This window comes from Flavobacterium piscis (assembly GCF_031457575.1).
Lineage (GTDB): Bacteria > Bacteroidota > Bacteroidia > Flavobacteriales > Flavobacteriaceae > Flavobacterium > Flavobacterium piscis_A.
Genome location: NZ_JAVDWQ010000007.1, coordinates 139,585 through 152,133, shown reverse-complemented (window position 1 = coordinate 152,133; position 12,549 = coordinate 139,585). Strand labels below are relative to the sequence as shown.

The following is a 12,549-nucleotide window of genomic DNA, read 5'->3' as shown; positions in this document are numbered from 1 at the left end:
TAATAAATCCGAATCATATAAACTAAATGAAAACGGCTGTCGATTGACAGCCGCTTTTATTGGTACAACTCTTCCCTAATTTCAATCAAAGTCTGAATAGCTTTTGCCTCATCCGGTTTTTCCGGAAGTGTTGAGGTTTGATAATGATTTTCGATTGAAGCAATTAAATTATCTGCCATTTCGAGCAAATCATCGTATTCTTTGTTTCCGGCTTTTATGTCGAGTAATTCCTCCCGATTGGAAACCCGAATATTTAATTTTCCGGTTGACAAAATCTGCTCTGCGGTTTGCAAAAGCCTGATCGTGTGCATCATGTTTTTGCTGTCGTAATTTTTACCGTGCTTTTGATTCGTTTCGTAGCGATCTTCATTTCGTTTCTCGATCCAGTTCCAGTATTCGGTGTATTCTTTGCAATATTTTGAATAGCCGTCCTGATTGCAGGATAAATAACCGATTAGCTTTTCACCTTTTGGAATCGACGAAACCGAAACTTCATTGGAGCTTTCCTTTTGAATAATTCCCTTATAACCTAACGTTTTATCTGCATCATAAAACAGGGCAAACATATCCTTTATATGCGGCATTTTTGCTAATCCAATGTGTGATGCCTGAAAGGAATGCTCTATCAACCAATTTTGAACAGGAATTGCTCCCAGTACGGACAAGTCGCGACTTGTCCCTGTCCCTGCGCGCAATACATAACAAAAATCCAAAAGGCTTTTCTTGTCCTTTGGCATTGGGTTTACGATTTTCTTCTTTAACCTCTCGCCTTTTTGATTTGCGTTACGGCATAACCCGCAAAAGAATCTTTGCAGAGTTTCGATAGAAAATCTTCTATTTGCAAATGCTCCATTAACGGATGTTTGTACAAAATACAATCTTCCGGCGAAGCGAGAATCTCCAGAATATTAGGATTATTTTTAAGCAGTAATTCTACAAAACGGCCAATTTCGTAATACACCTCATCATTGGTTTCATTACTGATCTGCGGAATATAATCTAACCCAAAGAACTTTTCTTTTGGCAAATAATAAACGCCTTTGATATCTGTATCTGATGTTGGTGTATGTAACCCAAAAGATTTACTTCCCGAAATAACTTCGAAAAGGATTAGGTTTTGGGATTTTAGGTATTGGATGGTCATTTAAATTGATTTCTTTTTTTCTTTTGATGTACTCACTTCGCTAAGCCATTTTGCCTGTGCTCTAGCTTGTTCTAAAGTAACAGGTTTCTGCTTCGCTAGCATTTTCATGCCTATCTCGGCTCTTTCCTTAAATGTTAATTTGCAGTTCATGCGCTGTTAAGTTTTGGTGACTAAGATATGGAAATTTAAAGTTTCTATTTACCCGGTAAAATACCCTCCTGCCGAAGTTTTCCAAAAACCGAAAAAATAACGCTTTAATCAAAGTAAGAAAAAGCATATATTTATACCGCACAAAAAACAACCCAACAATATTTTACCAAATCAATCGTGTTTTTTGCGGATCACTATTTTTTTAAAAAAAATTAAATATCTTTGAATTATGAGCACAGCAACAAAACCAAAACACATTGGCCGAAATATAAGCCGAATCAGAGAGCTTCGTGGTATGAAACAAGAAGCGCTTGCAGAAGCTATTGGCATAAGTCAACAAACTGTTTCCGGAATTGAAGGAAGCGAAGAAGTTGATTCTAAAAAACTGGTAGAAATTGCAAAAGCACTTGGCGTTACGGTAGAAGCTATTGAAAACTTTTCGGAAGAATCTGTTTTTAATTATTTCAACACTTATTACGATACAAGTTCTAATAATGGTCCTCAAGGAACTGGAAATACTTGTAATTTCAATCCTCTTGATAAAGTTGTGGAACTTTACGAACGTTTGGTTCAGGCTGAAAAAGATAAGGTTGAATATTTAGAAAAATTGCTGAAAGGGAAATAAGGATTTTTCTTTTTCTTTATATAATTGAAAAAGCGCAAACATTTTATAAAGGTTTGCGCTTTTTTTGTTTTATTCAAATGTACATGAAAAAAATTATTACTATTGGTATATTAATTCTTTAATTACATAATACAAACCTTAATATATTGCTTAACTACAAATTGAAATAATACATATTTTGACTATGGAAATACTATTTTTATATATAGATGATTATAAAATCCTTAAAGAGGCAAACATAAATTTTGGAGGTGAATATCTATTCGAATATTCTAAGAAAACAAATAAATTATCGTATATAATTAATAAAAATTATATTGAAGGATTTTACAGTTTAGATGATAGTCAAGGAATAACAAATTATTCATATTTAGTTGGTAATAACGGAGCTGGAAAAAGTACAACTTTAGAATTTATAAAGGAAAATCTGGTTCAGGGCAGTAATCTTCGCAGTGAAGCAATCATCATCTATAAGATCAATAATGGGTTTAAAATAGAAACAACCTTTAACATCAAAACTGATTTTAACTTTGCATCCCCAATAAAAAAACTAACCAAACCTAAATCTCAATTAGATTCTGGTTTCGATTTCGGTTATCCATTACGAGGTATTGAAAATTTAGATATAATTTTCTTTTCAAATATTTTTGATGGTAAAATTGAAGGAGGTATAAAAGGTCTTCATAATATATCTACAAATTGTCTGATAATTGATGATTATAAGTTTTATGTTGAGCAAAAATTAATTAAACCAAATGAAAACCCCATAAACATTCATATCTCAGAAGAAGTATATCGGCAATTTAATTTTCTCACTTCTCAATTTAAAGAAGATTTTAATTTATTTAATATTTCTAAAGTTCTCTATCTCAAAGTCTCTTTTAACACTGAAGCAACCCTTTTAGTAGAATTTTCCGATGAAAAATTATCTTCACAATACAATTTATGGAAAGATATCCTTTTAAATCATATAATTAATTTAAGATCAGAATTAAATGACTCCTTAAAATCTTATATCTGTTTTCTTATTCTGAATTTAATTAAAGAAATATTATCATATAATAATAGCAACATTGATATTAATATTCAAATTAAACATCGTTTTCCATATAGTTCAGAAGATGGATTTTCAGATATTCTAAATCGTATATTTCAAAATATTAATGAAGAAGCAAAAAAAAATAAGACCTTTTATCATTTAATTGAATCAGATATACAAAGGACATTTGATTTTATCGAATTCATCATTGTAAATAATGAAAAATTAATTAATAGAATTGGTAGCATTAATGATCCCTCATTTTATATATCAATTGAGGAACAAATATTGATAAAAGAAATATTTAAACTATACAATAATTCAGTAAAAATAAATCCTCATAGTTTTTTCAATTTTAGCGGATTAAGTTCTGGTGAAAGGGCAATGTTAAATATTTTTTCTAGATTTTATAAAATTATAATGGATAATAATAAATACGGAAATTTATCCAATAATGTTCTTATTTTAATGGATGAACCTGACTTATATCTTCATCCATCATGGCATAAAAAGCTTAATTACTTCTTAATTAAATATCTACCAAAATTATTTTTTAATACTAAAATTAATTCAAATAGAAATATACAGGTAATTATTACGTCCAATTCGCCAATTCCTCTGTCTGACATCACTTCTAATAATGTTAGTTTTTTTAAAATAAGAAATATAAACTCTGAAAATGAAATAAAAGAACTTGAAATTTCAAATTTTGAAACAAATAATACTCAAACATTTGCGGAAAATATTTATAGTTTATTTAAAGATTCTTTTTTTATCGATGATGGAATGTCAGGTAATTTTTCCACTCAGAAAATTACCGAATTAATTACTTTTTTAGAAAAGGATCAAGAAAAATCTTCATTTTGGGAAAAAAATGCCCTTAGATTGATAAACATGATTGGTGAACCAATCGTTAGGAATAGTTTAAGAGAATTATATTTTAAAAAATTTCAAAACCAAATTGACGATGAAATTAAACGATTAATGAAATTAAAATCTACATAAAAATGGTTCAAATAAATGAAAAGATACTAATCGCTAATATTGTAAAGTTTGATAAAGAAATAACCATATTAAACAAAAAACTTTACAGTAAGCTTATTAATTTTAGAAAAAACCATTCACACAAATTAGATATTCAACAAACAAATTATTTAAATAAATTAATTAGAATCTTAAAAAATGAAAACTTCATTAAACTAAATAAAAAGAGTATTAAGAACTATAAAACAGCTATTGGAAAAGTTCCTACTGGCATTTTTTTTTACAAAAAGAAAAATGAAGATTTTAAGGAGGTTATCAAAACAATTTTTAATTATTCTGATTTAAGAAATGAATTTTTACCTTCATTTTTTTATTCATTAAATATAAAAGCTTGTGTCTACTGCAATGCTAATTATACTACTGCAATTGAAAAAGAAAAAAATGTATTTGAAGCTAGATTTCAATTTGATCATGTCCTTCCTAGTTCAGAATACCCTCATTTTTCAGTATCATTAATTAATCTTGTTCCTGCTTGCTTCAAATGCAATCATAATAAATCTGATCGTCCAATAAAATTTGATTTTTATTGCGAAACTCTTCCAAAAAATGAATATACTTTTAATTTAGATAAATCAAGTGTAATTAATTTTTTTAATAGTTTCAATAACAATGATTTAAAAATTATTTTCAACGATCCATATAGAATAACGCACAAAAAAACTTCTATTGATAACAACTTTCATATAAATAAAATTTATAATGAACATAAAGATATTGCTGAAGAAATCATAATTAAGTCTTACATATACAATAATTCATATTTGGACGATTTAAAAAAATTTTACGCAGAAAAATTACCTCATAGCAAAGTACCTTTTGAAAGATTAATTTCTGGAAATTATATGACTGAAAATGATATTCTACTAAGACCTATGGCAAAATTTACGCAAGATCTATATAAAGAGATTAAGCTTTTAAAGAATGATATTAACAAAATAATAGATTAGACATTCTTAAATCCCAAAAAAGATTTTAGCATTCTTCGCCGTTTCCTCCGAAACCTTATCCAAAGAAACCCTTTTAAACTGCGCCACAGTTCCTGCAACAAAAGGCAGAAAAGCAGGTTCGCATCTTCGTTCGTGGTATTTCTTTAAAAGACTGTTTGGAACATTTTTCGGCAGCATGAATGGCGCATCAGTTTCGATCATCATTCGGTCAAGCGGAACGTATTGAATCACTTCTTTTAAATGAGCGAAACGTTTGCTGTCTGAAATCGCTCCGGTAAAACCAAGATAGAATCCGTTATCGAGATAGGTTTTGGCTTCGGACAGACTTCCGGTAAAACAGTGCACAACAGCTTTTGGCAATTGTGGCAAATAGTCTTTTGTAATTTCCATAAACCTGGTAAAAGCCGCTCTTTCGTGCAAAAACAAAGGTTTCTGAACTTCAATCGCTAATTCTAATTGCGCTTTGTAACACGCTTCCTGACTATTTCTGGGCGAAAAGTCACGATCAAAATCGAGTCCGCACTCGCCTACTGAAACTACCTGTTTGTGTTTTAATAAATTCCGCAGTTTTGAAATGCTCTGTGCATCAAAACTTTTCGCATCATGCGGGTGAATTCCGGCTGTGGAATATAATATTCCGGGATATTGTTTTGCGATTTCTAATGAGGCTTCGCTGTTTCGTACGCTTGTTCCGGTAAGGATCATTTGCGATACATCTGCGTCAAGCGCGTCTTGTACGACATCGTCTATGTCGTTTTGGAATTGTTTATTGGTTAAATTAATTCCGATATCTATATATGTATTCATTTTTTTAAAGTTGCTAAGGTTCTAAGAGGCTAAGATTCTAAGTTTTTTTTCCTCTTTGTATCCTCTATTTTATTGTTTTTTTTTGCCACTAAGGCACTAAGGGATAAAGATTTTTAAGCGCAATATTGTCATTTCGACAGAGGAGAAATCACACGCGGGATTCGACAATGATTGACACTTTCGGTACGGAACTTCTAGTGTAATTTACTACGCCTGTTCACTATCGCTCAAGTCTCCTTACGTCGAAATGACATAAAATCAGGATAAAATTTTCTTTACATTGTGTTAGACGCACTGCTGTGCGCCTCTACACTGAAAACTGTGACTGTGACTGATACTAAAAACCGACCACTGACCACTAATCCTCACGGCTCCCATCATCCGCCATTCTGACCATTTTAGGCGTAAACTTCGCAACGACATCCACCAAATCCTGTTGTGCTGCCATCACCTGATTGATATCCTTGTAGGCCATTGGCGCTTCGTCCAGACCTGCACCTATTAATGTTACACCATGGTCTTTTAAAATGGTTTTCATTTCGTTTTTGGTGATTGTTTTGATCGCCTGAGTTCGGCTCATTTGTCTTCCTGCTCCGTGGGAAGCCGAATTAATCGCATTCTCCTCGCCTTTTCCTCTCACCAAAAATCCCGGTGCGGTCATACTTCCCGGAATGATTCCCATCACGCCTTTTCCGGCCGGAGTGGCTCCTTTTCTATGCACGATTACTTCTTCACCATTCCAAACTTCTTTCCATGCAAAATTATGGTGGTTTTCGACTTTGGCTAAAATAGTTGCGCCTAAAGCTCTTTCCATTTTGTTATGGATAATCTCATGACAGGCCGAAGCGTAATCTCCCGCCAAATTCATCGCCATCCAGTATTCCTGACCCAATTGTGTTTTCATATCCAAATAGGCTAAATTTTTAGCCACCTCCGGAAGTTTACAAACATCTTTGGCAATTTTGGTGTAATGTCCGGCAATAGTCGCACCCATTCCGCGTGAACCGGAATGTGTTAACAAAGCCACATATTTTCCTTTTGGAATATTCAAAACCGCATCGTCTTTGGCAAATTCCATGATTCCGAATTCAACAAAGTGATTTCCACCACCCGAAGATCCTAATTGTGACCAGGCTTTATCTTTCAAATTCTTCACAAACGGATTCATATTAAAAGTATTCTCTTCCAAAACCCAGTGATCTGATTTGTATTGCCCCTGAAAACCATGACCTGCACCAAACTTAGTATGTGCAACTAATTCCTGTTTGAATTTGGCTTCGTTTTCAAAATAAAAATCCTCCGGAATATCATAAACCGACAATGCCATTCGACACCCAATATCAACCCCTACACCATACGGAATAATGGCATTTTTGGTAGCTAACACCCCGCCAATTGGCAATCCGTAACCCTGATGTGCATCCGGCATCAAAGCTCCTGCAACGGTAACGGGCAATTGCATGGCAACTTCCATTTGTTTTCTGGCTCCGTCTTCGATATGCTCTGCTCCGTACGAAGCATACGCATTCGGATTTTGGTTTAAAGCGATGAAATCTTCTGGTTTTTCATTTGCTTTTTCAATTAACGCAATTGCCAGTTTGCTAAAAATAGCGTCGTCTATATAATTTTCCGGTGCTGCTAAAACGTTTTTGAAATAGGTTATCATTTCATCACGTGTGAAACCGTTTCTTTTGTTGTTTATCTTTAATGCGATTCCGATTATTTTTCCTTCAGGGAATCCTAATTCTATTAATTCAAATCCGTTGATTTGTGTTTTCATGGTTTTTGTATTTTGATAGTACAAAGGTTATATTGTACTGCGCAGTTATTTCGCGTAGATTTATTTTTTATTTAATTTTCGCGCAAAGACGCAGAGACGCAAAGTTTTTTTGTTCACGCAGATTTTGCAGATTTTTTTTATTTGTGTCATGTATTTTATGTCATTTCGAAGAATGAGAAATCTCCGCGAGAAGCTCGACAAAGATTGGACTCTCGTTACGGAGTTACTTGCGGAGATTTCTCATTCTTCGAAATGACAAACAGAATTCAAATCCTTACAAATTCATTCTTTAAATATTCTTTCAAATTATTTCCATATACAATTATATCAGAACCCCAAACTGAAATAACGGGAGAAAGATATTTATCTGAAAAAACAACCAATGCTCTATGACTGTAAATTGGGATATAACCAACAATTTGAGAAACATCAAAACCGGCTTCTGTTAACGCAGCTTCAGCATCATTTTTAAATACATTTATATCTTGAACTAACCATTTTGATTCCTTAATATCTCTCGGATATTGGTAAAAAAGATTCTTAAATTTTATTTCATCTTTTTGGTCTGGATTGATTGAAATTTCTTCAGTATCCAATCCACTAATAATTAAAAGCATCTCTCTATATTCCCAAGGAAAATCAAACCCAAATAATATTTGTAATTGATTAATTTCTTTTCTGCTAATACCTTTTAAAAATTTAATATTGGGCTGAATTTGAAATCCCCAAACATCATTTCTAAGTTCTATTCTTTTAAACTTTTTTTCAGCTTTATATATTATTTCTTTGATTGTCATAATCTAAAATGTTTTTTATTTCTCATAATCCCAAATAGCATTAAAGTATAATAATTAAATGATTTTCCGCGTTTTATGTCAATTTCGACGCAGGAGAAATCACACTAGAAACTCCTCAAACAAAATCGCCAATCTTTGTCGAGCCACGCGTGTGATTTCTCCTCTGTCGAAATGACAAACAGTACGTTACTTTGATAAAAACTTTGCGAAGACGCACAGCAGTACGCCTCTACAAAAATCTTTGTTCCTTTGCAACTTTGAACCTTTGCCCTTTCCTCTAATCAATTAATAATTGCGTAACTGCCGCAGCATTTATCGCCCATTGCGCTGTATAAACCTCATCGGCAATTTCGTTTTCGGTAATGGTCAAACCTTGTGCTTCCGCTTTAAGCTGCAACAAACCACCAATATTCAATTTGCTGTTTAATTTTGCCAATAATGCCTGAACTCCTTTAAAATCCAAACCTTGTATGACCTGACCTCCAAAAGTCATCTCTAACCAAACGATTTCTCTTTTGGCTACATCCAAAACTCCGAAAACCAAACCTTTGGCAATATTTTGCGTAACGCGAACCTGATGATCTACACACGACGGATCGTAGGCAACTCCGGTTTTCTCAGAGATTTTCATTGGGTATTTACTGTTCATCCAACCAACCACAAGATTTGGAGTTATACTTCCGTTGCTGTAGGCATTGCAGGTAAAAGTTACAAACTTGGCGTCGGCTTTCGCCAAATCGTCGATGTTGATGTTGATGTATTCAGCGGTTCCAATTTTATTTGGAATACTTCTGATATCACCACTATGCTGACAACCTGTTGTGGTTAACCGACTGAAAGAACACATATCTGATTTGTCTTCGTACGCAATATGGCAACTCAAATCCATATCTAAATGCTGTGCCGGCAAATCTTTTCCCCATTGCATGAACAATCGCACTTCGTTACCTTCAATCGGGAAACGTGTTCCCATTAAAGCAACCGGTAAATCCTGAACGGTATCGCTTCGATCACCTATAGAAACCGGCATATTAAACAATTGCGGGTCGATATAAATCGTTTTGTTTGTATTAGCAACCGCTGCAAATCGTTTTTTCATGGCCAAAAGGCACAATGCTTCGATTTGGTTTTTCATTGCTTCCAATTGTGCTTCGTCGTACAAATTCAATAATGCATTTGGCGCAATTCGTTTGTTGGTTCCACCCAAAGGTTTCACGCTTCTTTGCATGTTTTTATCAAAATAATTCTGAGCGTACATATTTAAAGTGAATACCAATCTGGCCGGAACTTTAACGATAATTTCTTCAAAATGTGCAATTGTTTCTTCAGCTCCAAACCAAAGCATATTCGAAAATAAAGAACGTGCGAACAATCCAGGACGCTGTTTTAACAATGCAAATGTTTTATCGGCATCAAATTTCAATCGCGATGTGTTTACTTTACTTTGCCAAACGTCATACACCTGATTGTAAAATACATCCATCAAAAAATTCAATTTCTCGAATCCTTTTCTTTTGCTATATTCTGCCAAACGCAACGCCCGGATAAAACGAACCCACATTCCCCTTTTCGGATGCATGATTTCGCACATGGTCTCTACTTCCATATCCATATTATTCAGCCAATTGGCCACCATTAAACATTCTTTTCGGGAATATTTAAGTTTCAAATCTTTTTGAGATGCAATTTTGGTTTGTGCACTTGTATCCAAAACATGGTAGAAATGCTGTGCATTTTTGGATGTTCTCTTTATAATCGTTTTTGGTTCAATAATTTGAAGCATTCCTGTATTCTTAAACCATAAATAGCGTAAGATATCGGTTGGTGTTTTTAAAAATTGAGATGCTTCGGCTTCATTACCATTTTCAATCAAAAGATCTATTACCAACATTAAAGTTTCCTTCATTGCTATATCAACTTTTGGTAAAGGCAAATTTTGCATCGACGTTTTCAAACTATCTACCTGAGTAGCGTCTAAAGCCGTTTTTGACTGCAATAATGATAGATAGAAATCATTTAAATCTTTTTCTGTCCACAATTCGAGTATTTTTAATTTGCTTCCGTGACCGAAGTTTTCGATTTTACCAAATTCAAACGGAGTTCCGCAAAACGGACAGCCATTGTATCTTTCTAATGGGAATGTATTATCCGGAATAATATGTCCGCATTGTAAAGTCGTTCCGTTTTTGGTTTTAAAAATATTTCCGAAATAAGTCACGATATGATCTAAAACTGATTCTCCCGTTGGAATATTCCATTCTTTCACCAAAGGTGTCCAGTTTTTATCTGTTCCCAAAACTTCTCTTAAGACCTCTAAAACTTCAATTTTATATGTCGGGTTTACATTATTTAAAGCGTGCAATAACGATTCGGAAAATGTAAATCCAAGTTTTGAAACATTGGCCACTAAAACCGATGTTGTTCCTGATAAATTTTTGTTATCATTCGCAATCATTTCTGTTGGAATGAAAATCGCGTTTTGACTCAAACTGATTTTTAATAATTCTTTTGTTTTCATTTTTTTTAATTTTTAAAATTTAGATAATGGTGTTTCTGAGTTCTACCTAAAAGATTTTGAAGTAAGAAACACTTGACCTGAAATTGGAGTGTAATGGATTAACTAAGTTTGTCTGGAGGCGCTTCCGCCGAGAAGTAAGTTAATCTTGACCCTCATTTTTATTACTGATAATTTTAAAACTTGTTCGGACTCGAACCGAAAGTTACCAATTGTCTGAAGTAAGTTTTAATTGACCATTAATAGTGAAGCAGGTGGGATTCGAACCCACGACCCTTGGTATCCGGTGAAGTAAATTTTGATTGACCTGTAAAAGATAATTTCAAAACTAACATTACCAATGCTCTATCCGACTGAGCTACTGCTTCAATTTAAATTGTGTTTACCGATAATGGTATAAGTGTGTACGTGGAAAGTGTTTTCGAAGTAACTTATACTTGACCTTGTTAACCCAATTTTTTATTTCAATGAACTTGTTTTATTTCCTGAGCAAAGATTTCGGAAATACTGCGCAGTTATTTTGCGCAGTAAATAAATTATTTTTAAAAACTAAATTCGAAGCTTAATTAACTAATTAGAACGCCACACAACAATACAATTCTTTCCTGCTATTAAAATCATCATATTTAATGATTTAATATTACCATTGCGGTTATCTTCTGCGCAATTATTTTACGCAGTAAAAAAAGAATGTTATTTTTGAGAAAAAACATCATGGATCTTAAACATAAATATTCTGAACTGCTTTTGAATATTGGTTTCAATGAAAAAGAGATACAGCAGAATTGGCTTGATTTAGAAAAAGCGTATTCCAAAAAATCCAGGCATTATCATAATCTCATTCATATAAAGGATATGATTGAATGTTATGACTTGTACTTTGATCAGCTTAATTGTCCTAATGAAGTTTTGTTTGCTATTTTTTATCATGATTACGTTTATATAAGCAGTAAGAAAGATAACGAACTCAAAAGCGCCAAATATGCGTTGGCAATTTTGCCTGAGAATGCCAATTTAAATAGACAATTGGTTTTTGATGCTATTGTTGCCACTCAGCTGCATCAGCACAATGAAATTGAAGACATTAACTGGCTGATCGATTTTGATTTGAAAGTTCTAGCCCGAGCTTGGGACGATTATAAAATCTATTTTGAACAGATTCGGAAAGAATATCGTATTTATCCTGATTTCCTCTACAAACCCGGAAGAGTCAAAGCCCTTAAACATTTTTTGGAGAATGAATTTATTTTTCAGACTGATGAATTTAGGAATTTATACGAAGAAAGAGCTAGGAAGAATATTGAAAAGGAGATTTTACTGCTAAGTTGAATTGATAATTTTTATAATCGCGCAAAGACGCAAAGTTTTTTTTCACGCAGATTCTGCAGATTTAAACAGATTTTAAATGTTTTATCTGTGTATTAAATAACCGATGTATTAGGAATTTATATAAAAAACGAGGAAGAATATTGAAAAGGAAATTTTACAGCTAAGTTGAATTGATGATTTTTATAATCGCGCAAAGACGCGAAGACGCAAAGTTTTTTTTCACGCAAATTCTGCAGATCTGGCAGATTTTTAAATGTTTTTTATCTGTGTATTAAATAACCGATGCATTAGGGATTTATTTAAAAAAACGAGGAAGAATATTGAAAAGGAGATTTTACAGCTAAGTTGAATTGATAATTTATAATGATAAGC

Annotated in this window: 9 protein-coding genes, 1 tRNA gene and 1 pseudogene; 4 read left to right on the top strand and 7 right to left on the bottom strand. The window is 33.0% G+C overall.

Annotation, left to right across the window (positions count from 1 at the left end; translation table 11 throughout):
* Positions 1-56: 56 nt before the first annotated feature.
* A pseudogene (locus J2W48_RS23110) lies at positions 57-1,144 on the bottom strand (nucleotidyltransferase domain-containing protein).
* Positions 1,145-1,294: a hypothetical protein gene (locus J2W48_RS12010; protein ID WP_310281601.1), complete on the bottom strand. Its 150-nt coding sequence runs from the start codon at positions 1,292-1,294 to the stop codon at positions 1,145-1,147.
* 229 nt (positions 1,295-1,523) lie between these two features.
* Here J2W48_RS12010 and J2W48_RS12005 point away from each other — a divergent pair, with 229 nt between their 5' ends.
* The 3 genes from J2W48_RS12005 to J2W48_RS11995 all read left to right on the top strand — a co-directional run bounded on the left by J2W48_RS12005 (position 1,524) and on the right by J2W48_RS11995 (position 4,949).
* Entirely contained in the window at positions 1,524-1,919 is a 396-nt protein-coding gene (locus tag J2W48_RS12005) for a helix-turn-helix domain-containing protein (protein WP_310281599.1), read from the top strand.
* Positions 1,920-2,103: 184 nt separating this feature from the next.
* On the top strand, positions 2,104-3,963 hold the full coding sequence (locus J2W48_RS12000) for an AAA family ATPase (protein ID WP_310281596.1): 1,860 nt from the start codon (positions 2,104-2,106) through the stop codon (positions 3,961-3,963).
* A gap of 2 nt (positions 3,964-3,965) precedes the next feature.
* Positions 3,966-4,949, top strand: coding sequence for an HNH endonuclease (locus J2W48_RS11995; RefSeq protein ID WP_310281594.1), 984 nt, complete (start codon positions 3,966-3,968; stop codon positions 4,947-4,949).
* 6 nt (positions 4,950-4,955) lie between these two features.
* Here the strand turns inward: J2W48_RS11995 and J2W48_RS11990 are convergent, their stop codons facing one another.
* From J2W48_RS11990 to J2W48_RS11970, 5 genes are all read right to left on the bottom strand, one after another.
* The gene (locus J2W48_RS11990; protein ID WP_310281592.1) at positions 4,956-5,756 is read right to left on the bottom strand and encodes a TatD family hydrolase; all 801 of its coding nucleotides are present in this window, start codon (positions 5,754-5,756) and stop codon (positions 4,956-4,958) included.
* Positions 5,757-6,114: 358 nt separating this feature from the next.
* Entirely contained in the window at positions 6,115-7,536 is a 1,422-nt protein-coding gene (locus J2W48_RS11985) for an RtcB family protein (protein ID WP_310281590.1), read from the bottom strand.
* 266 nt (positions 7,537-7,802) lie between these two features.
* Positions 7,803-8,333, bottom strand: a complete 531-nt coding sequence (locus J2W48_RS11980; RefSeq protein ID WP_310281589.1) for a hypothetical protein — start codon at positions 8,331-8,333, stop codon at positions 7,803-7,805.
* Positions 8,334-8,610: 277 nt separating this feature from the next.
* Positions 8,611-10,851, bottom strand: coding sequence for a hypothetical protein (locus J2W48_RS11975; protein WP_310281587.1), 2,241 nt, complete (start codon positions 10,849-10,851; stop codon positions 8,611-8,613).
* 243 nt (positions 10,852-11,094) lie between these two features.
* Positions 11,095-11,216 (bottom strand) — tRNA-OTHER (locus J2W48_RS11970).
* A 331-nt stretch (positions 11,217-11,547) separates the two neighbouring features.
* Here J2W48_RS11970 and J2W48_RS11965 point away from each other — a divergent pair.
* Positions 11,548-12,177, top strand: a complete 630-nt coding sequence (locus J2W48_RS11965) for an HD domain-containing protein (protein ID WP_310281585.1) — start codon at positions 11,548-11,550, stop codon at positions 12,175-12,177.
* Positions 12,178-12,549 lie beyond the last annotated feature (372 nt).

Coding starts and splice junctions, on each gene's coding strand:
- J2W48_RS12010 (WP_310281601.1), bottom strand. CDS start 1,294: ATGAACTGCAAATTAACATTTAAGGAAAGAGCCGAGATAGGCATGAAA.
- J2W48_RS12005 (WP_310281599.1), top strand. CDS start 1,524: ATGAGCACAGCAACAAAACCAAAACACATTGGCCGAAATATAAGCCGA.
- J2W48_RS12000 (WP_310281596.1), top strand. CDS start 2,104: ATGGAAATACTATTTTTATATATAGATGATTATAAAATCCTTAAAGAG.
- J2W48_RS11995 (WP_310281594.1), top strand. CDS start 3,966: ATGGTTCAAATAAATGAAAAGATACTAATCGCTAATATTGTAAAGTTT.
- J2W48_RS11990 (WP_310281592.1), bottom strand. CDS start 5,756: ATGAATACATATATAGATATCGGAATTAATTTAACCAATAAACAATTC.
- J2W48_RS11985 (WP_310281590.1), bottom strand. CDS start 7,536: ATGAAAACACAAATCAACGGATTTGAATTAATAGAATTAGGATTCCCT.
- J2W48_RS11980 (WP_310281589.1), bottom strand. CDS start 8,333: ATGACAATCAAAGAAATAATATATAAAGCTGAAAAAAAGTTTAAAAGA.
- J2W48_RS11975 (WP_310281587.1), bottom strand. CDS start 10,851: ATGAAAACAAAAGAATTATTAAAAATCAGTTTGAGTCAAAACGCGATT.